Source organism: Klebsiella sp. H-Nf2, from assembly GCF_002806645.1.
Taxonomy (GTDB): Bacteria; Pseudomonadota; Gammaproteobacteria; order Enterobacterales; family Enterobacteriaceae; genus Klebsiella; species Klebsiella variicola.
On record NZ_PIBL01000020.1, the window covers coordinates 15,782 to 41,639 of the forward strand.

The 25,858-nt window shown below is 55.4% G+C and carries 24 protein-coding genes; 20 read left to right on the forward strand and 4 right to left on the reverse strand.

Annotation, left to right across the window (positions count from 1 at the left end; all coding sequences use genetic code 11):
* The first annotated feature begins 68 nt into the window (after positions 1-68).
* The 8 genes from csrD (at position 69) to tldD (ending at position 12,339) form a co-directional block, all read left to right on the forward strand.
* Positions 69-2,009, forward strand: coding sequence for an RNase E specificity factor CsrD (gene csrD / locus CWM58_RS26895; RefSeq protein ID WP_061153158.1), 1,941 nt, complete (start codon positions 69-71; stop codon positions 2,007-2,009).
* A gap of 305 nt (positions 2,010-2,314) precedes the next feature.
* Positions 2,315-3,358: a rod shape-determining protein MreB gene (gene mreB / locus CWM58_RS26905; RefSeq protein WP_002918653.1), complete on the forward strand. Its 1,044-nt coding sequence runs from the start codon at positions 2,315-2,317 to the stop codon at positions 3,356-3,358.
* Positions 3,359-3,428: 70 nt separating this feature from the next.
* Positions 3,429-4,421 carry a rod shape-determining protein MreC gene (gene mreC / locus CWM58_RS26910; protein ID WP_008806690.1) on the forward strand — a complete coding sequence of 331 codons (993 nt, stop codon included), beginning with the start codon at positions 3,429-3,431 and terminating at the stop codon, positions 4,419-4,421.
* Complete coding sequence (gene mreD, locus CWM58_RS26915) at positions 4,421-4,909, forward strand: rod shape-determining protein MreD (RefSeq protein WP_008806689.1); 489 nt, start codon at positions 4,421-4,423, stop codon at positions 4,907-4,909. The genes mreC and mreD overlap by 1 nt, the downstream gene beginning before the upstream one ends.
* Before the next feature lie 7 nt (positions 4,910-4,916).
* Positions 4,917-5,498: a Maf family protein gene (locus CWM58_RS26920; protein WP_071839031.1), complete on the forward strand. Its 582-nt coding sequence runs from the start codon at positions 4,917-4,919 to the stop codon at positions 5,496-5,498.
* 2 nt (positions 5,499-5,500) lie between these two features.
* Positions 5,501-6,970 carry a ribonuclease G gene (gene rng, locus CWM58_RS26925; RefSeq protein WP_008806687.1) on the forward strand — a complete coding sequence of 490 codons (1,470 nt, stop codon included), beginning with the start codon at positions 5,501-5,503 and terminating at the stop codon, positions 6,968-6,970.
* A gap of 37 nt (positions 6,971-7,007) precedes the next feature.
* Entirely contained in the window at positions 7,008-10,805 is a 3,798-nt protein-coding gene (gene yhdP, locus CWM58_RS26930) for an AsmA2 domain-containing protein YhdP (protein ID WP_100682178.1), read from the forward strand.
* An 88-nt stretch (positions 10,806-10,893) separates the two neighbouring features.
* Positions 10,894-12,339: a metalloprotease TldD gene (tldD, locus tag CWM58_RS26935; protein WP_100682179.1), complete on the forward strand. Its 1,446-nt coding sequence runs from the start codon at positions 10,894-10,896 to the stop codon at positions 12,337-12,339.
* Positions 12,340-12,374: 35 nt separating this feature from the next.
* Here the strand turns inward: tldD and aaeR are convergent, their stop codons facing one another.
* Positions 12,375-13,304 carry an HTH-type transcriptional activator AaeR gene (gene aaeR / locus CWM58_RS26940; protein WP_061153161.1) on the reverse strand — a complete coding sequence of 310 codons (930 nt, stop codon included), beginning with the start codon at positions 13,302-13,304 and terminating at the stop codon, positions 12,375-12,377.
* A gap of 131 nt (positions 13,305-13,435) precedes the next feature.
* On the opposite strand from aaeR, the gene aaeX reads away from it, so the two are divergent.
* The 5 genes from aaeX (at position 13,436) to CWM58_RS26965 (ending at position 18,184) form a co-directional block, all read left to right on the forward strand.
* Positions 13,436-13,639, forward strand: a complete 204-nt coding sequence (aaeX, locus tag CWM58_RS26945) for a p-hydroxybenzoic acid efflux pump operon protein AaeX (RefSeq protein WP_002918640.1) — start codon at positions 13,436-13,438, stop codon at positions 13,637-13,639.
* Positions 13,640-13,646: 7 nt separating this feature from the next.
* Positions 13,647-14,579 carry a p-hydroxybenzoic acid efflux pump subunit AaeA gene (gene aaeA, locus CWM58_RS26950; RefSeq protein ID WP_100682180.1) on the forward strand — a complete coding sequence of 311 codons (933 nt, stop codon included), beginning with the start codon at positions 13,647-13,649 and terminating at the stop codon, positions 14,577-14,579.
* 5 nt (positions 14,580-14,584) lie between these two features.
* Positions 14,585-16,552 (forward strand): p-hydroxybenzoic acid efflux pump subunit AaeB, encoded by a 1,968-nt coding sequence (gene aaeB, locus CWM58_RS26955; RefSeq protein ID WP_061153163.1) that lies wholly within the window; start codon positions 14,585-14,587, stop codon positions 16,550-16,552.
* A gap of 79 nt (positions 16,553-16,631) precedes the next feature.
* Positions 16,632-16,907, forward strand: coding sequence for a barstar family protein (locus CWM58_RS26960; protein ID WP_061153164.1), 276 nt, complete (start codon positions 16,632-16,634; stop codon positions 16,905-16,907).
* Between the two features lie 254 nt (positions 16,908-17,161).
* Positions 17,162-18,184 carry an alpha/beta hydrolase gene (locus CWM58_RS26965; protein WP_100682181.1) on the forward strand — a complete coding sequence of 341 codons (1,023 nt, stop codon included), beginning with the start codon at positions 17,162-17,164 and terminating at the stop codon, positions 18,182-18,184.
* 111 nt (positions 18,185-18,295) lie between these two features.
* Here CWM58_RS26965 and yhcN-B read toward each other — a convergent pair whose 3' ends face one another.
* The 3 genes from yhcN-B to argR form a co-directional block, all read right to left on the reverse strand.
* Complete coding sequence (gene yhcN-B / locus CWM58_RS26970) at positions 18,296-18,562, reverse strand: DUF1471 family stress response protein YhcN-B (RefSeq protein WP_061153165.1); 267 nt, start codon at positions 18,560-18,562, stop codon at positions 18,296-18,298.
* Positions 18,563-18,660: 98 nt separating this feature from the next.
* The gene (gene yhcN, locus CWM58_RS26975) at positions 18,661-18,924 is read right to left on the reverse strand and encodes a peroxide/acid stress response protein YhcN (RefSeq protein WP_061153166.1); all 264 of its coding nucleotides are present in this window, start codon (positions 18,922-18,924) and stop codon (positions 18,661-18,663) included.
* A gap of 376 nt (positions 18,925-19,300) precedes the next feature.
* The gene (gene argR, locus CWM58_RS26980; RefSeq protein ID WP_002918625.1) at positions 19,301-19,771 is read right to left on the reverse strand and encodes a transcriptional regulator ArgR; all 471 of its coding nucleotides are present in this window, start codon (positions 19,769-19,771) and stop codon (positions 19,301-19,303) included.
* A gap of 414 nt (positions 19,772-20,185) precedes the next feature.
* On the opposite strand from argR, the gene mdh reads away from it, so the two are divergent.
* The 7 genes from mdh to CWM58_RS27015 all read left to right on the forward strand — a co-directional run.
* The gene (gene mdh / locus CWM58_RS26985) at positions 20,186-21,124 is read left to right on the forward strand and encodes a malate dehydrogenase (protein WP_061153167.1); all 939 of its coding nucleotides are present in this window, start codon (positions 20,186-20,188) and stop codon (positions 21,122-21,124) included.
* Between the two features lie 131 nt (positions 21,125-21,255).
* The gene (locus tag CWM58_RS26990) at positions 21,256-21,885 is read left to right on the forward strand and encodes a GntR family transcriptional regulator (protein WP_008806677.1); all 630 of its coding nucleotides are present in this window, start codon (positions 21,256-21,258) and stop codon (positions 21,883-21,885) included.
* Entirely contained in the window at positions 21,872-22,537 is a 666-nt protein-coding gene (locus CWM58_RS26995) for a GntR family transcriptional regulator (protein WP_100682182.1), read from the forward strand. Before CWM58_RS26990 ends, CWM58_RS26995 begins: the two co-directional genes overlap by 14 nt.
* 211 nt (positions 22,538-22,748) lie before the next feature.
* Positions 22,749-24,017, forward strand: coding sequence for an SLC13 family permease (locus tag CWM58_RS27000; protein ID WP_061153170.1), 1,269 nt, complete (start codon positions 22,749-22,751; stop codon positions 24,015-24,017).
* 32 nt (positions 24,018-24,049) lie between these two features.
* Entirely contained in the window at positions 24,050-24,949 is a 900-nt protein-coding gene (ttdA, locus tag CWM58_RS27005) for a L(+)-tartrate dehydratase subunit alpha (RefSeq protein ID WP_012540456.1), read from the forward strand.
* Positions 24,949-25,566 carry a L(+)-tartrate dehydratase subunit beta gene (gene ttdB / locus CWM58_RS27010; RefSeq protein ID WP_100682183.1) on the forward strand — a complete coding sequence of 206 codons (618 nt, stop codon included), beginning with the start codon at positions 24,949-24,951 and terminating at the stop codon, positions 25,564-25,566. The genes ttdA and ttdB overlap by 1 nt, the downstream gene beginning before the upstream one ends.
* 141 nt (positions 25,567-25,707) lie before the next feature.
* A partial coding sequence (locus CWM58_RS27015; protein WP_206056647.1) for an OadG family transporter subunit occupies positions 25,708-25,858 on the forward strand: 151 nt, incomplete at its 3' end.

Genomic DNA, 25,858 nt, shown 5'->3' on the forward strand with positions numbered 1-25,858 from the left:
AGGCGCGCGCCGGCACGGGAGCCTGATGGTTCATCGGGCAGTCATTCACTCGCGGAGTTAACACAGGGATGCGATTAACGACGAAGTTCTCAGCCTTTATCACGCTGCTAACTAGCCTGACCATCTTTGTCACGCTGATTGGCGCTTCGCTGAGTTTTTATAATGGCATTGAGAACAAGGTCGAAAACCGGGTTCAGGCGGTGGCGACCATGCTGGATAACCGGCTCATCACCACCTCTTTTGATAAGCTTGAGCCACAGCTGGATGAGCTGATGACGCCGATCGAGATCGTGCATATCGATTTCATGCTTAACGGCAAACCACTCTACAGCCACTCCCGAACCGACAGTTATCGCCCGTTGGGCAGCCATGAGCAATTCCGTGAGATCACGGTCCCGTCACTGAAACACCCTGGTATCACTCTGCATCTGGTCTACATCGACCCGATGGTGAACTATTTCCGCTCGCTGTCGATCACGGCCCCGCTGTCGATCTCCATCGGCTTCATGGTGGTGATTATTTTCTTCGCCGTCCGCTGGATCCGCCGCCAGCTGGCTGGCCAGGAGCTGCTTGAGCTGCGTTCCACGCGCATCCTGAGCGGCGAGCGCGGGCCGCAGGTGCGCGGATCGGTCTATGAATGGCCGGCCAGCACCAGCAGCGCGCTGGATATGCTGCTGTCGGAGCTGCAGTTTGCCAGCGATCAGCGCAGCCGTATGGATACGCTGATTCGCTCCTATGCGGCACAGGATTCTAAAACGGGTCTGAATAACCGCCTGTTCTTTGATAATCAGCTGGCCACGCTGCTGGAAGACCAGGAGAAAGTGGGCGCCTACGGCATCGTCATGATGATCCGTCTGCCGGAGTTCGATCTGCTGCGGGACAACTGGGGACGAGCGGCGGCTGAAGAGCATTACTTCACGCTTATCAACCTGCTCTCTACCTTTATTATGCGTTATCCCGGCGCGCTACTGGCGCGTTATCACCGTAGTGACTTCGCCGTACTGCTGCCGCACCGCACGTTAAAAGAGGCGGATAGCATCGCCGGGCTGTTGCTGAAAGCCATGGACGCGCTGCCGCCAACGCGCATTCTCGATCGTGACGATATGATGCACATCGGTATCTGTGCTTTCCGCAGCGGGCAATCGACAGCGCAGGTGATGGAACATGCGGAAGCGGCAACGCGCAACGCGGTGCTGCAGGGCAGCAACAGTTGGTCGGTTTATGATGACACCCTTCCGGAGAAAGGCCGCGGCAACGTGCGCTGGCGGACGCTGATCGAACAGATGCTGAGCCGCGGGGGACCGCGGCTGTACCAAAAACCTGCCGTTACCCGAGATGGGCGGGTGCATCACCGAGAACTGATGTCCCGGATGTACGACGGTAAAGAAGAGGTGATTGCGGCCGAGTACATGCCGATGGTGCTGCAGTTTGGTCTGGCGGAGGAGTATGACCGCCTGCAGGTAACGCGCCTGCTGCCATTTTTAGGCTTCTGGCCTGAAGAAAACCTGGCGTTACAACTGTCGGTGGAGTCGCTGATCCGTCCTCGTTTCCAGCGCTGGCTGCGCGATGCCCTGATGCAGTGTGAAAAATCGCAGCGTCAGCGGATTATTTTTGAACTTGCAGAGGCAGATGTTTGTCAATATATCGGCCGTCTACAGCCGGTTATGCGATTAGTTAACGCTCTGGGTGTTCGGGTGGCGGTCGTTCAGGCGGGGTTAACCCTGGTGGGAACCAGCTGGATCAAGCAGTTGGATGCGGAGTTGATCAAACTGCATCCTGGGCTGGCGCGCAACATTGAAAAGCGCAGCGAGAACCAGCTACTGGTGCAAAGTCTGGTGGAAGCCTGCAAAGGCATGCCTATGCAAGTTTTTGCGACTGGCGTACGTAGCCGCAGCGAGTGGTTGGTGCTGTCCCAATGCGGTGTCACAGGCGGTCAGGGGGAATTTTTTGCGGCCTCACAGCTACTTGACACAAATGTGAAAAAATATTCGCAAAGATACTCGGTTTGATCTGCCGTTTAGCGTGATTTCACGTAGAATAACGCGCGCCATCGTGAAGGGGGTGTGCTTGTCTACCCGCCGGATCATCGCAATGTAAATGCCAGTGACCCTCCTTTGACAGGTTACAAATTCAGGCGTGGAGCGCTGCTGAAGATTTCAGCAATGAACGGAGTCGGAAAAATTTGTAACAAAGGAAATGAACTGCACTAATTTTCACCGCAGCAGGTGATTTTTGCGCCTTGTCGCTGCTGCGTGTGGTTGGTAAAGTAAGCGGATTTTGTTTTCCGCCCCAGCTTTCAGGATTATCCCTTAGTATGTTAAAAAAATTTCGTGGCATGTTTTCCAATGACCTGTCCATTGACCTGGGTACCGCGAATACCCTTATTTACGTAAAAGGACAAGGCATCGTATTGAATGAGCCTTCCGTGGTGGCCATTCGTCAGGATCGTGCCGGATCGCCGAAAAGCGTCGCCGCCGTAGGTCATGAAGCGAAGCAGATGCTCGGCCGTACCCCGGGTAATATCGCGGCGATTCGCCCGATGAAGGACGGCGTCATCGCTGACTTCTTCGTGACGGAAAAGATGCTGCAGCACTTTATCAAACAAGTGCACAGCAACAGCTTTATGCGCCCGAGCCCGCGCGTGCTGGTGTGCGTACCGGTTGGCGCCACCCAGGTTGAGCGTCGTGCGATCCGTGAATCCGCGCAGGGCGCTGGCGCTCGTGAAGTCTTCCTGATCGAAGAGCCGATGGCGGCAGCGATTGGCGCAGGCTTACCGGTTTCTGAAGCGACCGGTTCTATGGTTGTCGATATCGGCGGCGGTACTACTGAAGTCGCGGTTATCTCCCTGAACGGCGTGGTTTACTCTTCTTCCGTGCGTATCGGCGGTGACCGTTTCGACGAAGCCGTGATTAATTATGTGCGTCGTAACTACGGTTCCCTGATCGGTGAAGCGACCGCTGAGCGTATCAAACACGAAATCGGTTCGGCTTATCCGGGCGATGAAGTGCGTGAAATCGAAGTTCGCGGCCGTAACCTGGCGGAAGGCGTTCCACGCGGCTTCACCCTGAACTCAAACGAAATTCTTGAAGCGCTGCAGGAGCCACTGACCGGCATCGTGAGTGCGGTTATGGTTGCCCTTGAGCAGTGCCCGCCGGAACTGGCTTCTGATATCTCCGAACGCGGGATGGTTCTCACCGGCGGTGGTGCGCTGCTGCGTAACCTGGACCGTCTGTTAATGGAAGAAACCGGTATTCCAGTCGTGGTTGCTGAAGATCCGCTGACCTGCGTAGCGCGTGGCGGCGGCAAGGCGCTGGAAATGATCGACATGCACGGCGGCGACCTGTTTAGCGAAGAGTAGTCAGCCTGAAGGTCTGGGGTGGCTTAACGGCTGCCCCTGGTCTTTACTGACACGAGAATACGCATAGCCTATGAAGCCAATTTTTAGCCGTGGCCCCTCGCTACAGATTCGCCTTATTCTGGCGGTGCTGGTGGCGCTTGGCGTAATTATCGCCGACAGCCGCCTGGGTACGTTCAGTCAGATCAGAACGTACATGGATACAGCCGTCAGCCCTTTCTACTTTGTCTCTAATGGTCCCCGGGAACTGCTCGACAGCGTATCGCAAACGCTGGCGACCCGCGATCAGCTCGAACTGGAAAATCGCGCGCTGCGTCAGGAGCTGTTGCTGAAAAACAGCGATCTGCTGATGCTGGGCCAGTACAAGCAGGAGAACGCGCGTCTGCGGGAACTGCTTGGCTCGCCGCTGCGCCAGGACGAACAAAAAATGGTGACGCAGGTCATCTCAACGGTTAACGATCCCTACAGCGATCAGGTCGTTATCGATAAGGGCAGCGTTAACGGCGTTTACGAAGGCCAGCCGGTTATCAGCGATAAAGGCGTGGTGGGGCAGGTGGTAGCGGTGGCGAAAATGACCAGCCGGGTGCTGCTGATCTGTGATGCCACCCATGCGCTGCCGATCCAGGTCCTGCGTAACGACATTCGCGTGATTGCCGCCGGTAACGGCTGTACCGACGATCTCCAGCTTGAACATCTGCCGGCGAATACCGATATTCGCGTCGGTGATGTGCTGGTGACCTCTGGTCTCGGCGGCCGCTTCCCGGAAGGGTATCCGGTTGGCGTGGTCTCCTCAGTGAAGCTGGACACTCAGCGTGCCTACACCGTGATTCAGGCACGTCCGACGGCCGGTCTGCAACGCTTGCGTTATCTGCTGTTGCTGTGGGGCGCCGATCGCAATGGCGCCAACCCGATGACCCCGGAAGAGGTCCATCGTGTGGCTAACGAACGCCTGATGCAGATGATGCCGCAGGTACTGCCTGCGCCGGATGCGATGGGGCCGCAGATGCCAGCGCCAGCCACCGGGCTGACGCCATCGCAGCCGTCTCTGCCTGCAGGGGGGCAATAGTGGCAAGTTACCGTAGCCAGGGACGCTGGGTTATCTGGCTCTCGTTTCTTATCGCGCTATTGCTGCAAATTATGCCCTGGCCGGCGGACATCAGCGTTTTCCGGCCCAACTGGGTATTATTGATCCTGCTGTACTGGATCCTCGCCCTGCCGCATCGGGTGAACGTAGGGACGGGCTTCGTGATGGGGGCTATTCTTGATCTCATTAGCGGCTCGACGCTGGGCGTTCGCGCCCTGTCCTTAAGCATCATCGCCTATCTGGTCGCGCTGAAGTATCAGCTGTTCCGTAACCTGGCGCTGTGGCAACAGGCGCTGGTGGTGATGCTGTTATCCCTGGCCGTGGATATCATTGTTTTCTGGGCAGAGTTTTTAGTGATCAACGTCTCTTTCCGTCCGGAAGTATTCTGGAGTAGTGTAGTAAATGGTGTCCTCTGGCCATGGCTCTTCCTGCTGATGCGCAAAGTGCGTCAGCAATTTGCAGTGCAATAAGGTTGATATGACAACTCTGTATCTTGCTTCTGGTTCCCCGCGTCGGCAGGAACTGCTGACTCAGCTTGGTCTCACTTTCGAACGTCTGGTTCCTGGTATCGAGGAACAACGCCAGCCGCAGGAGAGCGCCGAGCATTATGTTGTCCGCCTGGCGCGCGAAAAAGCGCAGGCCGGAGTGGCGATGGCATCGCGCGATTTACCGGTGCTGGGAGCGGATACGATAGTCATTCTTAACGGCGAAGTGCTGGAAAAACCGCGCGACGCTGAACACGCTGCCGCGATGCTGCGTCTGCTTTCCGGCCAAACGCATCAGGTCATGACGGCGGTGGCGCTGGCAGACACGCAGCAGACGCTGGACTGCCTGGTGGTCACGGAAGTGACTTTCCGGCTGCTCAGCGAGCAGGATATCGCCGATTATGTGGCCAGCGGCGAGCCTTTAGATAAAGCAGGTGCATACGGTATTCAAGGGTTGGGTGGTTGCTTCGTCAGGAAGATTAATGGCAGCTATCACGCCGTAGTCGGCTTACCGCTGGTGGAAACGTATGAGTTGCTCAGTAACTTTAACTCACTGCGTAAAGAAAAGGGATAAAGATGACGGCTGAATTATTAGTTAACGTAACGCCATCCGAAACGCGCGTCGCGTATATCGATGGCGGTATTCTGCAGGAAATCCATATTGAGCGTGAAGCGCGACGCGGAATAGTAGGCAATATCTACAAAGGTCGTGTTAGCCGAGTGCTGCCGGGGATGCAGGCGGCTTTTGTAGATATTGGTCTCGATAAGGCGGCGTTCCTCCACGCCTCCGATATCATGCCGCATACCGAATGTGTCGCCGGTGAGGAGCAAAAGCAGTTTACCGTACGCGATATTTCGGAGCTGGTGCGCCAGGGCCAGGACCTGATGGTCCAGGTGGTCAAAGATCCGCTGGGCACCAAAGGCGCGCGTCTGACCACAGATATCACCCTGCCTTCCCGTTATCTGGTGTTTATGCCAGGCGCCTCCCACGTGGGAGTATCCCAACGGATTGAAAGCGAAGCCGAGCGTGAGCGGTTGAAAAAGGTCGTCGCAGATTACTGTGATGAGCAGGGCGGGTTTATCATTCGCACCGCTGCGGAAGGGGTTCACGAGCAGGAAATGGCCGCCGATGCCGCCTATCTGAAGCGCGTATGGACTAAGGTAATGGAGCGCAAAAAGCGCAACCAGACCCGTTATCAGCTGTACGGTGAGCTGGCCCTGGCTCAGCGCGTGCTGCGTGATTTTGCCGATGCGCATCTCGACCGTATTCGCGTCGACTCTCGCCTGACCTATGAGGCGTTGCTTGAGTTCACCGCTGAATATATCCCGGAAATGACCAGCAAGCTGGAACACTACAGCGGCCGCCAGCCGATTTTCGATCTCTTTGATGTGGAGAACGAAATTCAGCGCGCGCTGGAGCGTAAGGTTGAGCTGAAGTCCGGGGGCTACCTGATCATCGACCAGACCGAGGCGATGACCACCATTGATATCAATACCGGGGCGTTTGTCGGGCACCGGAATCTTGACGATACTATCTTCAATACCAATATCGAAGCCACCCAGGCGATAGCCCGCCAGCTGCGTTTGCGTAACCTTGGCGGCATTATCATCATTGATTTCATCGACATGAACAATGAAGACCATCGTCGACGGGTACTGCACTCCTTAGAGCAGGCGCTGAGTAAAGATCGGGTGAAAACCAGCATCAATGGCTTCTCGCAACTGGGACTGGTGGAGATGACCCGCAAGCGCACGCGTGAAAGCGTGGAGCATGTGCTGTGCAACGAGTGCCCGACCTGCCACGGACGCGGAACGGTAAAGTCGGTTGAAACGGTATGCTATGAGATTATGCGTGAGATCGTCCGCGTGCATCATGCTTATGATTCCGATCGCTTCCTGGTCTATGCTTCCCCTGCGGTGGCGGAAACCCTGAAAGGGGAAGAGTCGCACGCGCTGGCGGAAGTGGAAATCTTTGTCGGCAAGCAGGTCAAGGTACAAATTGAGCCGCTCTATAATCAAGAGCAGTTCGATGTGGTTATGATGTAAGACACCGCGTCATTGTGCGGCTGACAAGGAGAGAGGCGTGAGGCGACTGCCCGGGATTTTATTGCTCACCGTGGCAACATTGATTGTTATCGTCGCGCTGCTGGTGAGTGGCTTGCGTCTCGTGTTGCCGCAGCTTGACGCCTGGCGTCCGCAGCTGCTGGAGAAGATTTCCACACTTACCGGCACGCCGGTGGATGCCTCGCAGATCACGGCCAGCTGGCAAAATTTTGGTCCGACGTTAGATGTCCGTGATATTCAGGTCGGTCTGAAAGACGGCGGCAAAATGGCGGTGAAGCGCGTGACCCTGGCGCTGGACGTCTGGCAGAGTTTGCTGCATATGCGCTGGCAGTTCCGCGATCTCACCTTCTGGCAGCTGCAGGTTCATACCAACACCCCTATTCAGACCAATGACGGCGGCGAAAGCCTGAAAACCGACCGCATCAGCGATCTCTTTTTACGTCAGTTCGACCACTTTACCCTGCGCGACAGCCATCTGAGCTTCCTGACCATTTCCGGTCAGCGGGCGGAGCTGGCAGTCCCGCAGCTGACCTGGCTTAACGGCAGGAACCGTCACCGCGCCGAGGGGCAGCTTAGCCTCTCCAGTCTCACCGGCCAGCATGGCGTGATGCAGGTGCGGATGGATCTCCGCGATGAGGATGGGCTGCTGAATAAAGGGCGAGTCTGGTTGCAGGCGGATGATATTGACGTCAAACCGTGGCTCGGCCGCTGGATGCAGGACAATATCGCTCTGAAGAGCGCCCGCTTCAGCCTTGAAGGTTGGATGACCATTGAAAAAGGCGATGTGGCCAGCGGTGATGTATGGCTGAAAAAAGGGGGCGCCAGCTGGCAGGGGGATGACGAAGTTCATCACCTGTCAGTGGATAACCTGACGGCGCATCTCTCCCACGACAAGCAGAGCTGGGGCTTCTACATTCCCGATACGCGGATCGCTATCGACGATAAACCCTGGCCAAGCGGCGCGCTGGCGATGGCCTGGATCCCGGCGCAGGACGTCGGTGGCGACGACCATCAGCGTAGCGATGAATTACGCATTCGTGCCAGCAACTTAACCCTCAGCGGCCTCAGCGGATTACAGCCCTTCGCCGATAAGCTGGCGCCTTCTCTGAGCGAGCTCTGGCGCACCACGCAGCCCAGCGGCAAAATCAACCTGCTGGCGCTCGATATTCCCCTGCAGGCGACGGAGAAAACGCGCTTTCAGGCGCAGTGGAGCGATCTGGCATGGAAGCAGTGGAAACTCCTGCCGGGAGCGGAACACTTTTCCGGCAGTCTGAATGGCAGCGTTGAGCACGGGGAACTGCGCGCCCGCATGACGCAGGCGCTGATGCCTTATACCGGTGTTTTCCGCGCCCCGCTGGAGATCGCCGCTGGCGAAGCCACCCTCAGCTGGGTGAAAAACGACAAAGGGTTTATGCTTGATGGCCGCGATATTGACGTGCAGGCGACGGGTGTCCGCGCCCGCGGCGGCTTCCGCTATCTGCAACCGCAGGGAGATGATCCCTGGCTGGGCATTCTGGCGGGCATCAGCACCAATGACGGCGGCCAGGCATGGCGCTACTTCCCGGAAAACCTGATGGGCAAGGCTCTGGTGGACTATCTCAGCGGCGCGATTAAAGCCGGACAGGCTCGCGATGCGACGCTGGTGTATGGCGGCAATCCGCATCTTTTCCCTTACCCGCACAATGAAGGGCAGTTCCAGGTTTATGTCCCGCTGAAGAATGCTACTTTTGCTTTCCAGCCGGACTGGCCGGCGCTGACCGGGCTGAACATCGATCTCAACTTTATCAATAACGGGCTGTGGATGCGGGCGGATAAAGCGATGCTCGGCAATGTCACCGCCAGCAATCTCGATGCCGCGATCCCGGACTATGCCGCTGAAAAGCTGCTGATTGATGCCGATATCAAAGGTCCGGGCAAAGAAGTGGGACCTTATTTCAACACCACGCCGCTGAAAGAGACCCTGGGAGCGGCGCTGGATTCCCTGCAGCTGGACGGGGATGTGAGCGCTCGCTTACATCTCAATATCCCTTTAGATGGCGAAATGACCACCGCGAAAGGCGAAGTGCGTCTGCAGAATAACAATCTGTTTATCAAGCCGTTAGACACCACTCTGCAAAACCTGAGCGGGAATTTCAGCTTCGTGAATGGCGATCTCAATAGCGAAACGTTAAGCGCGACCTGGTTTCATCAGCCGCTGAATCTCAATTTTTCCACCCGGGAAGGCGAAAAAGCGTTTCTGGTGGACGTCGGGATGAACGCCAACTGGCAGCCATCGCATACCGGGCTGCTGCCAAAAGCCGTCAACGAGGCGCTGAGCGGCAGCGTACCGTGGGAGGGCAAGGTCGCTATCGAACTGCCGTACCATGGCAATGCGAACTATAAGGTTGACATCAACGGCGATCTGAAAAATGTGAGCAGTCACTTACCTTCGCCGGTCAATAAGCCCGCTGGTGAGCCGATGCCGGTCAAAATTAACGTCGCGGGCGGTTTGAGCAGCTTTGACCTGACCGGCTCCGTCGGCGCGAAGAATCATATCAACAGCCGCTGGTTGCTGAACCGTAAGCTGACGCTGGATCGGGCGATCCTTACTTCGGACAGCAAAGGTCTCTCTCCGCTGCCTGACCAGCCCGGCGTCGAGCTCAATCTGCCACCGATGGATGGCGCTCAATGGTTGGCGCTCTTTCAAAACGGGGCGGCGAATGAAGTCAGCAGCACCATACTCTTTCCCCAGCGCATTGTGCTGCGTACGCCGTCGCTGGCGCTTGCCGGTCAACAGTGGAACAACGTCAGTCTGATGTCGCAGCCGGTCGCCGGCGGCTCGCAGGTCGAGGCGCAGGGGCGTGAAATCAACGCCACCCTGACGATGCGCGACAATGCGCCCTGGCTGGCGAATGTACGTTATCTCTATTTCAACCCGACCAGCGCCAACAGTCAGACCGGTGCAGAGAACGCTGCCCCGCAGGCAGAGACGCGGCTGGATTTCCATGGCTGGCCCGATCTGCAGCTGCGCTGTGCGGAATGCTGGCTGTGGGGGCAAAAATATGGCCGTATCGACGGAGATGTGGCGATTAAGGGCGATACCTTAACACTCTCCAATGGTCTGGTGGATACCGGGTTTGGCCGACTGACGACCGATGGCGTCTGGGTCAGCGCGCCGACCGGTGTACGCACGTCGCTGAAAGGCAAACTGCATGGCAATAAAACGGATGAGTTTGCCAGTTTCTTCGGCGTTTCCACGCCGGTGAAGGATTCGCCGTTTGACATCGACTATGATCTGCACTGGCGCGCGCCGCCCTGGTCGCCCGATGTCGCATCGCTCAATGGGATCATTAAAAGCCACCTCGGCAAGGGACAGTTTACCGACCTGAGTACTGGACACGCTGGCCAGCTGCTGCGTTTGCTGAGCGTCGACGCCCTGCTGCGTAAGCTGCGCTTCGACTTTAGCGATACCTTCAGCGAGGGTTTTTACTTCGACTCGATTAACAGTACGGCGTGGATCAAGGATGGTGTGCTGCATACCGACGATACGCTGGTGGATGGCCTGGAAGCGGATATTGCCATGAAAGGTTCGGTCGATTTGGTGCGTCGCCGGCTGGATCTGCAGGCGGTGGTGGCGCCGGAGATCTCTGCGACCGTCGGCGTGGCGGCGGCTTTTGCCGTCAACCCTATCGTCGGCGCGGCGGTGTTTGCCGCCAGCAAGGTGCTGGGCCCGTTGTGGAACAAAGTCTCGATTCTGCGCTATCGCATTACCGGCCCAATTGACCAGCCGCAGATCAATGAAGTGCTGCGCCAGGCGCGTAGCAACAAAAAGCAATGATTTGACGATTGCCGGGAATTGCCGCAATCTCAATAGATCGCCTTCTGTATTTCCGCCTGTCAGGCGGCAACAAACGAGTAGCATAACGATGAGTCTGAACCTGGTAAGTGAACAATTACTGTCGGCAAATGGCCTGAATCATCAGGATCTGTTTGCCATTCTTGGTCAACTGACCGAGCGCCGCCTCGATTACGGCGATCTCTATTTTCAGTCGAGCTATCACGAATCCTGGGTTCTGGAAGACAGCATCATTAAAGATGGGTCGTACAACATTGACCAGGGCGTAGGCGTGCGCGCCGTCAGCGGCGAAAAAACGGGCTTTGCCTACGCGGACCAGATTAGCAAGCTGGCGCTGGAGCAGAGTGCTCAGGCAGCGCGGACGATTGTGCGTGATACCGGCAATGGCAAAGTACAGACCCTGGGAGCCGTTGAGTACAGCCCTTTGTACACCAGCATCGACCCGCTGCAGAGCATGAGTCGGGAAGAGAAGCTGGATATTCTGCGCCGGGTGGACAAAGTCGCCCGGGCGGCGGACAAGCGCGTGCAGGAAGTTTCGGCCAGCCTGAGCGGCGTTTATGAGCTGATTCTGGTGGCAGCGACCGACGGCACCCTCGCCGCGGACGTTCGCCCGCTGGTGCGCCTTTCGGTCAGCGTGCTGGTGGAAGAGGATGGCAAGCGTGAGCGCGGCAGCAGCGGCGGCGGTGGACGCTTTGGCTATGACTATTTCCTCGCCTCCCAGGAGGGCGACGTGCGGGCTGATGCCTGGGCGAAAGAAGCCGTGCGCATGGCGCTGGTGAACCTTTCGGCAGTCGCCGCCCCGGCGGGGATGCTGCCGGTGGTGCTCGGCGCCGGCTGGCCTGGCGTCCTGCTGCACGAAGCGGTCGGCCATGGGCTGGAAGGTGATTTCAACCGTCGCGGCACCTCGGTCTTTAGCGGCCATATAGGGGAATTAGTTGCCTCTGAGCTGTGCACCGTGGTGGATGACGGCACCATCGTCGATCGTCGTGGGTCGGTCGCCATCGATGACGAAGGCACGCCGGGGCAATATAACGTGCTGATCGAAAACGGCATCCTGAAAGGCTATATGCAGGATAAGCTCAATGCGCGTCTGATGGGCGTCGCGCCGACCGGTAACGGCCGTCGCGAGTCGTATGCCCATCTGCCGATGCCGCGTATGACCAACACCTATATGCTGGCGGGCCAGTCGACGCCGCAGGAGATTATCGAGTCGGTCGACTACGGTATCTTCGCGCCTAACTTTGGCGGCGGGCAGGTGGATATCACCTCCGGTAAGTTTGTCTTCTCTACCTCCGAGGCCTATCTGATCGAAAAAGGGAAGGTCACGAAGGCGGTGAAAGGGGCCACGCTGATCGGCTCCGGGATTGAAACCATGCAGCAGATTTCGATGGTAGGGAATGACCTGCGGCTGGATAACGGCGTTGGCGTTTGCGGCAAAGAAGGCCAGAGCGTGCCGGTGGGCGTCGGCCAGCCGACCCTGAAGGTCGATAATCTTACCGTCGGCGGTACCGCCTGATCCTGACCTGGTTCCCGGCGCCGCCGGGAACCGCTTCACCGGGCGATCCCGCGCCCGTGCATGCCTTGATAGATCTTCGCCACGTCGACAAAATATTCCGTCAGATAGTTGATACAGACCTGCACTTTCAGCGGCAGTTTATCCTTTTCCGTATACAGCGCGTAGACCGGTCGCGGATCGGATTGATAGCTGGGCAGCAGGATCTCAAGCTCGCCGCGGTTGATCTCTTCGATCGCCCACATCAACGGTACATAAGCGATACCTACTCCGGCTGTCAGCCAACGCACCAGCGTCATGGGGTCGTTGGTCACAAAGCGACCCTGCGGGATCAGGCGGGTTGAGATCCCTTCCGGGGCGATAATTTCAAATTCGTTATCCGGACGTACGCTATATTCCAGCCATGAATGGCTGGCGAGGTCGGCCGGTTTCTCCGGATTGCCTGCCTGTGCCAGATAGCTTTTGGCGGCGCATAATACCATCGGCATTGAGCCCAGGCGGCGGGAAAAAAGGCTGGAATCCTGCAGGGCGCCCACACGGATCACCACGTCAAGGCCGTCGGCGATCAGGTCAGGGGCTGGTATGCCGGTGACCAGATTGACGGAGAGTCCGGGGTATTCTTTCAGCATTTCCGCCGTTATGCGCGCCAGAACATTTTGTGCCATAGTTGAAGAGCAACCGATGCGCAGCGTCCCGATAGGGGTGTTATTAAATGCGTATAATTGCTCATGGACATCCTGCGCTTCAAATAGCATCCTACGGCAGCCCTGAAAATAGATTTTCCCGGCTTCGGTTAAGCCCAGGCTGCGGGTGCTGCGGTTAAGCAGCTTCACCTGCAGTTCGTCTTCCAGTTTGGCGACGGTCTGACTGATCGAGGAAACGCTCATCTGAAGCTGGCGGGCCGCCGCGGTGAAGGAACCTAATTCGACCACTTTGGCGAAAACGGACATACGCTTTAATCGTTCCATTATTCACTCTGGCTTAAAAGTGATTTAGATCACACATTATAGATAATGCAGCAATTGTTACGTTAATATATTGTTAGCTACATAATAAACGCATCTGCTCACTACCTGTACGCTTCTTATTCAAGGTCATCATGAGTCTGTTTCCTGTCATCGTGATTTTCGGCTTATCGTTTCCGCCGATCTTCTTCGAGTTGCTTTTGTCGCTGGCCATCTTTTGGCTGGTGCACCGACTGCTGGTTCCGACCGGCATTTACGATTTTGTCTGGCACCCTGCACTGTTTAATACGGCGCTATATTGCTGCCTTTTTTATTTGATATCGCGCTTGTTCGTTTGAGGTTGATGTGAAAACACTAACAAGAAATATCCTCCGTACCGCTATTACCGTGATACTGGTCATTTTGGCCTTCGTGGCGATTTTCCGCGCCTGGGTCTATTACACCGCTTCGCCGTGGACGCGGGATGCGCGCTTTAGCGCTGACATTGTGGCGATTGCCCCTGACGTCTCCGGGCTGATTTCCCAGGTCAACGTCAAGGATAACCAACTGGTTAAGAAAGACCAGGTATTGTTCGTTATTGACCAACCTCGTTACCAAAAAGCGCTGGCGGAGGCGGAAGCCGATGTTGCCTACTACCAGACCTTAGCGCAGGAGAAGCGCGTTGAAGCGGGTCGGCGTAATAAGTTGGGCGTACAGGCGATGTCGCGGGAAGAGATAGATCAGGCGAACAACGTGCTGCAAACCGTTGAGCATCAGCTGGCGAAAGCAGTTGCCAGCCGCGATCTGGCCAGGCTGGACCTTGAGCGCACAGAAATTCGCGCCCCCGCGGATGGCTGGGTGACCAACCTTAACGTCTATACCGGGGAATTTATTACCCGTGGCTCCACGGCCGTGGCGCTGGTGAAAGAGAATACGTTTTACGTCATGGCCTATCTGGAAGAGACCAAGCTGGAAGGCGTCCGCCCTGGCTACCGTGCGGAAATTACTCCACTCGGCAGCAGCAAAACGATTAAAGGGACGGTGGACAGTATCGCTGCAGGGGTGACCAACGCCAGCAGCAGTAGCGACGCGAAAGGGATGGCCTCGGTCGACTCCAACCTTGAATGGGTGCGTCTGGCGCAGCGTGTGCCGGTGCGTATTCACCTCGACCAGCAGCAGGGGAATCTGTGGCCATCGGGCACGACCGCGACGGTGGTGATCACCGGTAAAGAAGACCGCGATACCAGCCGGGCCAACTTCTTCCAGAAACTGGCTATGCGCCTGCGCGAATTCGGTTAATCGCTATGGGGACATATACCATTGCTCCCCGGCATCTCCGCTTTGCCATTAAGCTTGCATGCGCGGTGGTGCTGGCGCTGTTTGTCGGTTTCCATTTTCAGCTCGAAACGCCGCGCTGGGCGGTACTGACGGCAGCGATCGTCGCCGCCGGGCCGGCTTTTGCTGCCGGCGGCGAACCTTACTCTGGCGCGATCCGCTATCGCGGGATGTTGCGCATTGCCGGGACCTTTATTGGCTGTATTGCGGCGCTGGTTATCATCATCCTGATGATCCGCGCGCCTCTGCTGATGATGCTGGTCTGCTGCCTGTGGGCCGGGTTTTGTACCTGGATTTCGTCGCTGGTTAAGGTCGAAAACTCTTATGCCTGGGGACTGGCCGGGTACACCGCGCTGATTATCATTATTACCATCCATACCAATCCGATGCTGGCGCCACAGTTTGCTGTCGAACGCTGTAGCGAAATTGTCATCGGTATTGTCAGCGCTATCGTCGCCGACCTGTTGTTCTCTCCACGTTCGATTAAAAAAGAGATCGACCTTGAGCTGGATAACCTGCTGATTGCGCAATATAAGCTGATGCAGTTATGCGTCGCCCACGGTGAAAAAGAGGAAGTGGATCAGGCGTGGGGCGCGCTGGTGCGTCGCACCACGGCGCTGGAAGGTATGCGCAGTAATCTGATCATGGAATCCTCTCGCTGGGCGAAGGCGAATCAGCGTCTGAAGGCGATCAATACCCTCTCGTTAACGCTTATCACCCAGGCGTGCGAAACCTACCTGATTCAAAACTCGCGCCCGGAAATGGTGACGGATGACTACCGTGAGCTGTTTGCTGAGCCGGTTGAGACAGTGCAGGATGTCCACCAGCAGCTGAAGCGTATGCGCCGTTTCCTGACCTGGAAAGGCGAGCATAATACGCCCGTCACCATCTACAGCTGGGTGGGCGCAGCCACGCGTTACTTATTGCTCAAGCGCGGCGTGGTGGGCAACACCAAAATCAGTCGCATTGAAGATGGTGTGCTGCGCGGCGAAGCGGTGGTCAAAGTGGAGTCTGCCGAGCGTCACCATGCGATGGTGAACTTTTGGCGCACCTCTGTCTCCTGTATCCTCGGGACGTTGTTCTGGTTGTGGACGGGCTGGACCTCTGGCAGCGGCGCGATGGTGATGATTGCCGTCGTTACCGCGCTGGCGATGCGCCTGCCTAACCCCCGAATGGTGGCGATGGACTTCCTTTATGGCACCCTGGCGGCGTTACCGTTGGGTACCTTGTACTTCCTGGTGATCATGCCGGCGACGCAGCAGAGTATGCTGCTGCTCTGTATCAGCCTGGCGGCGATGGCGTTCTTTATCGGTATCGAAGTGCAGAAAAGGCGTCTCGGATCGCTGGGGGCGCTGGCGAGCACCATCAACATTCTGGTGCTGGATAACCCGATGCAGTTTCAGTTCAGTCAGTTCCTCGACAGTGCGCTGGGGCAGATCGTCGGCTGTTTCCTTGCCCTGATGGTGATTCTGCTCGTCAGAGATAACTCACGGGCCAGAACCGGTCGGGTGCTGTTGAACCAGTTTGTCTCTGCGGCGGTCTCCTCACTGACAACGAACTCGGCGCGTCGCAAAGAGAATCATCTTCCCGCGCTCTATCAGCAGTTGTTTTTATTGCTCAACAAGTTCCCCGGCGATGTCGCCCGCTTCCGTCTGGCGTTGACGTTGATTATTGCCCATCAGCGCCTGCGCGATGCGCCCGTGCCGGTGAACGACGATCTGTCGGCCTTCCATCGACAGCTGCGACGTACCGCAGATCATGTGATCTCCGCCGGGAGTGATGACAAGCGTCGGCGCTACTTTACCCAGCTGCTGGCTGAGCTTGATGTCTATCAGGAGAAGTTGCGGGTCTGGGAAGCTTCGCCGCAGGTGACCGAGCCCGTGCGGCGGCTGGTTGAGATGTTGCACAAGTACCAGCATGTTTTGACCAGTAGTTAACCCCTAAACCGACGCCCAGGCGTCGGTTTTTTTATCGCTATACTTAACGGCGACAGGAAGAGAAGCGGGAGGGGCTGCCATGACCACCTATACGTTTGATTTTGACGAAATCGCCGAACAACAGGATTTCTACCGGGAGTTTTCCCGAACCTTTGAGCTGGCTCAGGATAAGGTCAACAACCTGGATTCACTGTGGGACGCGGTGACTGGTGGGCTGCTGCCATTGCCGCTGGATATTGAGTTTATTCATTTAAATGACATGCAGCGTCGGCGCTTCGGCGCACTGATTTTATTATTTGATGAAGCAGAGGAAGAGCTGGAGGGGGAGTTGCGCTTTAACGCCCGGCATGGCTAACGTTCATCTTTTAAACCGGGAAACACGGCTTTGATTTTCAGGATGACGTCATCGGTATCTTGCCGGCCACTAACATTGTGCTGTCGTTCGTGACCAGTGTTGAGCGATAAATGGCTGTTTTCATCAAAAAAGTAGATGAATTTAATACAAAAAGCGCATTATTCATGGTGATTTTTCGGGGATACACTGCCTGAAACGCCATCGCATTTTGTATTTGACCTGCTTTTGGCAGGTATTATCCAGGACCGAATACCATGAAAACCCTTCCTTTGTTATTCACCAGCAGCCTGATGCTGGGCACCATGTCGGTGACAGCCTATTCTGCTGAACTCCCAGGTTACGCAGATGGTGCGCAGGTTATTCACGTGGACCAGACTCGTGGCCGTATCGACACATTCAATGGCGTGGTTTACAGCCAGGTTAAAAACGCAGTCTCCGTGCGTCAGATGCACATGTCTTTGCTGGTGCCGCGCAATCACGATTTAAAGCCCGCCATTGTCTACTTCCCTGGTGGCGGCTTTACCAGCGCGGCATGGGATAAATTTATCGAAATGCGCATGGCGCTGGCGGAGGCCGGATTTGTTGTCGCCGCGGCGGAATATCGCACGGTGCCAGACACGTTTCCGGCGCCGGTTGTCGATGGTAAAGCGGCTATCCGCTACTTGCGCGCCCACGCGGCGGAATATGGCATTGACCCTAAACGTATCGGCGTGCTGGGCGATTCTGCCGGCGGCTATATGGCGCAGATGATGGCGCTGACGCACGGCGAGAAAGTCTGGGAGCAGGGTGATTTTCTCGACCAGCCCTCCGATGTCCAGGCCGCAGTGACGTTGTATGGCATCTCTAATCTATTGAATATTGGTGAAGGCTTCCCACCTGAGGTTCAGCACGTGCACGCCTCGCCGGCCGTGACGGAGGCGCTCCTGGTCCATGGAAGCGCCTTTCGCGACTGGCCTGGCGCTGCTATCGGCAGTGACCGGCAAAAAGCGCTCAATGCCAGCCCGATGGGGCATATCTCTCGTAATGAACCGCCAATGCTAATTATGCATGGCAGTGCCGACACCCTGGTTTCACCTGTTCAAAGCGCTCAGTTATATAAGGCATTAAAAGCGGAAGGTAATAAGGCAGACTATGTACTGGTCGAAGGCGCGGAACATGGCGACGATAGCTGGTATCAGAAGCCGGTTATCGATCGCGTGGTCAACTGGTTTAAAGCGACGCTCGGCGCGCCGGTTCACACTGCCAGCGGGACGAAAGATAAGGACGCCAATCTGTAAATCGCTGTTCCGCTGTGGAAGCGGAACGCATTGTTCGGACGGGCCCGGCGATGAACCAAAAAAAAGCCCCCGGCAGGCGGGGGCAAGTCGTCGAAATAAGACGACGAGGGTTTATTTGTACAGCTCAGCGGTGGCGTGCCAGCTATCGCCGGTACGTGCTTCAATAATACGGTAGCTGCTGGCGCCTTCTTTCTCGGCTTTAGCGGCCAGTTCATGACGCATGTCCATTGGCGCACTGCCAACCTGGGATACTGAGATGGTGCCCATGGACTGCAAATTTTGTGCTTGCTCAGCGTTGACTTGCTGAACGGCCGCGCTTGCGCCGAAAGAGAGAACGGAAGCCAGGCCAAGGGATGCGATGATCATTGCGCGTTTCATAATCTTTACTCCAGTCTTTGTTTTGCCGCGGCGGGGGATGTATGCACCCGGGCCGCGGTAGAGAATCTGTGTCGGGTTAGTCGTAGACGATCTAAAACTTATTTATAAAGCTCTGCGGTGGCGTGCCAGTGGTCGCCAGTGCGGGCTTCGATAATGCGATAAGAAGAAGCCCCTTCTTCCTGCGCTTTCTTGTTCAGCAGTTCATGCATATCCATCGGGGAAGAGGCTACCGCGCCGACGGAAACTGTGCCGATGGCCTCGCGGCCCTGGGCTTGCTCGCTGTTGATAACGTCAGCGGCAAAAGCGCCAAACGACACGAAGGACAGGATGCTGAGTGCTGCTACAGTGGTTTTGATTTTCATGATGTTCACCTCGTCGAATCTTTTTGTTGAGGGTCTTTGTTTCGTGACCCTCATCACAAAACCAAGTATACACTAATCACCAAAAATATTAATACCATGCTAATTGTTTTGCGCGTTAATAGTTACAATGAATTGCGCTTTTTATAACCGATAAGAATTAAAAATGACAACTTATCTGCAATGATAAGATTTATTTCTAATAAAATCATAAAGGTATACGAATTTGATCTTTCGTGCGTTTTAGGCGTTTCCCTTAAGTAAAAGAACGTATAGACGCGTTAAATCACACGAAATGTTAAATAATTGTTGGATTGAAGGGGCGTGAGAGAGAGAAAGAAAGGGAAGTCGCCCTCTGACGATTGCCAGAGGGGAATACTCAGAGTTCCTGTTCGAACAGGACCAGGATGGCGTCGTGCAGATCTTTCACCGTAAAGCCGCGCGCAGGGGTGGTAAAGATAGTGTCATCCCCGGCGATGCTGCCGAGAATACCTTCCGCCTTGCCCAGCGAGTCGAGAAGGCGGGCAATCAACTGCGCCGCGCCGGGGCTGGTGTGAATCACCACGACGGCATCGTTATAGTCGATATCCAGCACCAGATTTTTCAGCGGGCTGGAGGTGGTCGGCACGCCAAGCTCAGCAGGGAGGCAATAGACCATTTCCATTTTGGCGTTACGGGTACGAACCGCGCCAAATTTGGTGAGCATGCGGGAGACCTTCGATTGGTTGATATTCTCGAAGCCTTCTTCCTGCAGCGCCTGGACAATCTCTCCCTGCGAGCTGAATTTCTCTTCTTTAAGCAGCGCTTTAAACGCTTTAACCAGTTCTTCTTGTTTTGCCGAACTTCGCATAAGTCACCCAGATTATGGTGGTAAAAACAATATCATTATGCATAATCGTGAATTTTTATGCAAATAATCCGCAATGGGATAGGTCAATAATGTTATGAAGGGGGCATATTTTAGCAAAAAAACCATATAAGGAACATGTTCACATCACAACGCTTAAAGCCATGTAAAAGTAAATGAAATGTTATTGAGTTGGTGTTGTTTTGCGCAACTGGCTGGGTGTATTGTAACCAACAGTCGATCCGGTACTTCGCTTTGCTGGATGGTCAGTCAGGAAGCATAAAGTGCGCCGCTGTTCTATTGCTACGCACAATAATGCATTCTTCAGCCATAATCATTGTAATTGTTCATCTTGTGAATTAAGGTCCAGGCGACGGAATAACGAAAGACTAAATTAACCATAATAAGGAGTTTAGGATGAAAGTTGCAGTCCTTGGCGCCGCCGGTGGTATCGGCCAGGCGCTTGCCCTACTACTTAAGACCCAACTGCCTTCAGGTTCAGAGCTCTCGTTGTACGACATCGCTCCGGTTACGCCGGGCGTGGCGGTAGATCTAAGTCATATCCCCACAGATGTAAAAATTAAAGGATTTTCCGGTGAAGATGCTACCCCGGCGCTGGAAGGCGCTGATGTGGTGCTGATCTCCGCGGGCGTAGCGCGTAAGCCCGGCATGGATCGTTCCGACCTGTTTAATGTGAATGCAGGCATCGTTAAGAACCTGGTGCAGCAGATTGCCAAAACCTGCCCGCAGGCCTGCATCGGTGTTATCACCAACCCGGTGAACACCACCGTGGCTATCGCCGCCGAAGTGCTGAAAAAAGCCGGCGTGTACGATAAAAACAAGCTGTTCGGCGTCACCACGCTGGACATTATCCGCTCCAATACCTTTGTCGCTGAGCTGAAAGGTAAATCGGCAACTGAGGTGGAAGTTCCGGTCATTGGTGGTCACTCCGGCGTCACCATTCTGCCATTATTGTCGCAGATCCCGGGCGTCAGCTTCAGCGAGCAGGAAGTGGCCGATCTGACTAAACGCATTCAAAACGCCGGTACCGAAGTCGTGGAAGCGAAAGCGGGCGGCGGGTCGGCGACATTGTCGATGGGTCAGGCGGCTGCGCGCTTTGGTCTCTCTCTGGTTCGCGCGATGCAGGGCGAAAAAGGTGTGGTGGAGTGCGCTTACGTGGAAGGCGACGGCCACTATGCGCGTTTCTTCTCCCAGCCGTTGCTGCTGGGGAAAAACGGCGTGGAAGAGCGTCAGTCTATCGGCAAACTCAGCGCCTTTGAGCAGCAGGCGCTGGAAGGCATGCTGGACACCCTGAAGAAAGATATCGCGCTCGGCGAAGACTTCGTCAACAAGTAACCTCGCACGTGCAAAAAAGCCGGAACCGTTGTTCCGGCTTTTTATTGCCTCACTTTTCGCCCCAATGCGCCAGCGGTCGGGCAAATCTGCTAAAATCCCCCGCGTTTTAAGCCACCAGCCATGAGGACAGCGTGAAAAAGATCGAAAGAAAACAGACCCGGGACCAAATCGCGCAGATGATTCGTTATCAGATCCTCTCCGGCGCTATGAAACCCGGGGAGGAACTGACCCAGGAGAACATCGCGGAACAGTTGGGACTTTCACGTATGCCGGTTAGGGAAGCGCTACAGTCCCTTGAACAGGAAGGGTTTCTGGTGCGCTTGCCTAACCGACATATGCAGGTCTCCACGCTGGCCGTCGAGGATGTGAGCCATATTTTTCGCGTCATCGCGGTGATGGCTGCGGAACTGTTTGCCCTCGTGCCGGCAAATCAGGGGGAATTACTTCGCGCACGCGCGCAGGAGCTGGCGCGTGCTGGCGATAATGCCGGTGAACTGGCGTTTCATCAGTTGCTGATTTCCTATCTTGATAACCGCTATCTGGCAAAGGCGTATCAGCAATTTTTGGACGGTTATATTTCCTATGTCATTCTGTACCTGAAAGAGGATGGCCAGGAGTCGGCGCAGATCCTGAACGAACTGGCGAGCGCCATTGGCCATGGCGAAGGCGAAAAAATTGCTCAGGCAACACAGCGTTATTTCCTTATGCTTGCGGAGATAATGCGTCAACATATGAAGGATTGGGAAAGTGCAGAAGCCTAAATTAGGGAAAATTAAGCTTCTTTCCGCGAAGGAGCAGGTGGCGGCGGTTTTGCGTAAAGCGATCCTTTCGCGGGATTTAGTGGAAGGGCAGGAAATTACCCTTGAAGGGATTGCCAAAATGGTTGGCGTTTCCAGCATGCCGGTACGTGAAGCGTTTCAGATTTTAGCCGCCGATGGTCTGATTCAAGTGCGGCCGAATAAAGGTGCGGTGGTGCTGGGGATTAATGAGCAGACTATCCGCGAGCATTACGAAATTCGCGCCGTATTGGAAAGTGAAGCGGTGGCGAAAGCTTCTCGTCCAGGGACCGATATTTCACGCATCGCTCAGGTTCACTATGCCGCAGAGAAGGCGCTGGCAGACAATAATTCTGCTGAATATTCCGACCTGAATCAGGCCTTCCACATGGAGATCTGGAACGCGGCGGGAAATGAAAAAATGAAGATGCTGCTCTGCAACATGTGGAACGGACTGTCGATGGGGCACAAGGTGACTGAAGAAGAGTACGCCGTCATTTCCATCCGTGAACATAAAGCGATCTTACAAGCGCTTGAGCAGCATAACGAAGCGCTGGCCCGCCAGCGAATGCATGAACATATTATCCGCTCAATGGAGAATATGCTCACCCGATACCTGCCCGATCCTGCTCCCTGACCGGATCGATCGCCAGCGAGTGGCTGGCGTTTATTATATTTATCAACGTTATTAATTCCTTCACGTGACGATCTGCGCAGGATCTTGATGCAGATCTCATTGCGCGATCATTCCACAAAAACGCATTGACTTACTTTTTACATGGGCATAATTTCTCCCTCGTCAATATTGGATACAATATCATATATCATTGATAGGAAAAATTATAAGTATGGAACCGATTACCATCACCCTATGTTTGCTGGTGTTCGCTATCGTCATGTTCGTGTGGGAGAAGGTGCCGCTGGCAGTGACTTCCATGGTGGTTTGCGTGGCGTTAGTGGTTACTGGCGTATTGGATCTGAAGCAGGCCTTTGCCGGTTTTATCGACAGCAACGTCATTCTTTTCGTCGCCATGTTTATCGTTGGCGGGGCGTTATTTGAGACCGGGATGGCCAATAAAGTCGGTGGGGTGATCACTCACTTCGCCAAAACGGAGAAGCAGCTGATCTTCACCATTATGGTAGTCGTCGGCGTAATGTCAGGTTTTCTCTCCAATACCGGTACGGCAGCCGTATTAATCCCGGTCGTTATCGGTGTCGCGGCGAAATCGGGGTTTTCCCGCTCGCGTCTGCTGATGCCGCTGGTGTTTGCTGCCGCGCTGGGCGGCAACCTGTCGCTGATTGGCGCCCCGGGCAACCTGATCGCGCAATCGGCCCTGCAGAATATCGGTAGCGGCTTCGGTTTCTTTGAGTATGCGAAAGTGGGCCTACCGATGCTGGTCTGCGGCATCCTCTATTTCCTGACCATCGGCTATAAGTTTCTGCCCAATAATCCAAACAGCGGTGAAGTGGGCAGCGTCGGCGAACAGCGGGATTACAGCCACATTCCACGCTGGAAGCAGATCCTGTCCCTGGTGGTGCTGATCGCCACGATCCTCGGCATGATTTTCGAAAAACAGACCGGCATTAGCCTGGCGGTGGCCGGCTGTATCGGTGCCCTGGTGCTGGTGGTTACCGGGGTGCTGACGGAAAAGCAAGCTTACAAGGCCATTGATTCACAGACTATTTTTATCTTTGGCGGCACCTTGGCGCTGGCAAAGGCGCTGGAAATGACCGGGGCGGGCAAGCTGGTGGCTGACCAGGTTATCGGTCTGCTGGGCAACAACTCCTCACCGTTTATGCTGCTGGTGGTGGTCTTTGCTCTCTCCGTGGTGATGACCAACTTTATGTCCAATACCGCCACCGTCGCGCTGTTGGTGCCGGTGAGCCTGTCGATTGCCGCCGGTATGGGCGCCGATCCGCGTGCGGTGCTGATGGCGACCGTTATTGGCAGCTCCTGCGCCTATGCGACACCGATCGGTATGCCCGCCAATATGATGGTGCTGTCGGCCGGGGGCTATAAGTTCGTCGATTACGCCAAATCCGGCATCCCTCTGATTATCGTTTCCACCATTGTCAGCCTGATCCTGCTGCCAATCCTTTTCCCTTTTCATCCGTAATTTACGGACGCTGTTCTGACTAAGGAGCCTTTATGAGCAAAAGTGAACAGATATCCCGCATGACCGACATCATGGCCAGATTTGTGGGATATACCGGCAAAGTATTGCCTGATGACGTCACAGCAAAACTAAAAGAGTTGCATAAGAAAGAGACCAGCCAGCTGGCGGATGTCATCTTCACCACCATGATTGAAAACCAGCGTCTGGCGAAAGAGCTGGATCGTCCCTCCTGCCAGGATACCGGCGTGATCCAGTTTCTGGTGGAGTGCGGCGCCAACTTTCCGCTGATCGGTGAACTGGAAGCGCTGTTGCGCGAATCGGTGATCAAAGCCACCGTCGACTCCCCGCTGCGCCATAACAGCGTCGAGACCTTTGATGAATACAACACCGGTAAAAACGTCGGCAAAGGGACGCCCACCGTTTTTTGGGAGATCGTCCCGGATTCCGACCAGTGCAGCATCTACACCTATATGGCGGGCGGCGGCTGCTCGCTGCCGGGTAAAGCGATGGTGCTGATGCCGGGCGCTGGTTACGAAGGCGTAACCCGTTTCGTGCTGGATGTGATGACCAGCTATGGCCTGAACGCCTGTCCGCCATTGCTGGTTGGCGTTGGGGTGGCAACGTCGGTGGAAACCGCGGCGCTGCTGTCGAAGAAAGCGCTGATGCGCCCGATTGGCTCGCACAATGATAACGAACGCGCGGCATCGCTGGAAAAAATGCTCGAAGACGGCATCAACAAAATCGGCCTTGGCCCGCAGGGGATGTCCGGCAATACCTCCGTGATGGGCGTCAATATCGAAAATACCGCACGCCATCCTTCCACCATTGGCGTGGCGGTCAACGTCGGCTGCTGGTCGCACCGCAAAGGACATATCGTTTTCGATAAAGACCTGAACTACACCATTACGTCTCACACAGGAGTGGCTTTCTGATGACTAAAAAAATACTCACTACGCCCATTAAAGATGAAGATTTAGCCGATATTAAAGCGGGCGATATTATTTATCTCAATGGCCATATTGTGACCTGTCGCGATGTTGCCCATCGCCGTTTAATTGAGGGCGGTCGTGAATTACCGGTCAACGTTGCCGGCGGCGCGATATTACACGCCGGGCCGATCGTTCGGCCAATTAAAGGTTCGGAAGATAAATTCGAAATGGTCTCCGTTGGGCCGACGACCAGTATGCGCATGGAGAAGTTTGAAAAAGAGTTTATTGCTAAAACCGGGGTGAAATTAATTGTCGGCAAAGGCGGTATGGGTAAGGGGACCGAAGAGGGCTGCGCCGAGCATAAAGCCTTGCACTGCGTGTTTCCGGCCGGCTGCGCGGTTGTCGCCGCGGTCTGCGTGGAAGAAATCGAAGATGCGCAGTGGCGTGATTTAGGGATGCCGGAAACTTTATGGGTCTGTCGGGTGAAAGAGTTCGGGCCGTTAATTGTCTCAATCGATACCCACGGCAATAACCTGTTTGAGCAGAATAAAGTGATCTTTAATCAGCGCAAAGACATTGTCGCCGATGAAATCTGCAAACATGTGAGCTTCATTAAATAACCCCGATTGAATATATAGCGCAGTAATGGCAGCGGTAGCTGACCGTTAAACAGAGGCTTCTGACCAGGTGGTCCGGGGAAATCCACTCTGCTAACGCGGTCTGCCGTTAGCCATTATTGCGCCCCTCCCAAAGGCTATTTTATGACTGACAATGCCGTCCTCTTGGGCGAAGGCTTCACCCTGATGTTTCTCGGCATGGGCTTTGTGCTGGTGTTCCTGCTGCTGCTCATCTTTGCCATTCAGGGAATGTCCCTCGCCGTGAACCGTCTGTTCCCTGAGCCGCCTGCCGCCC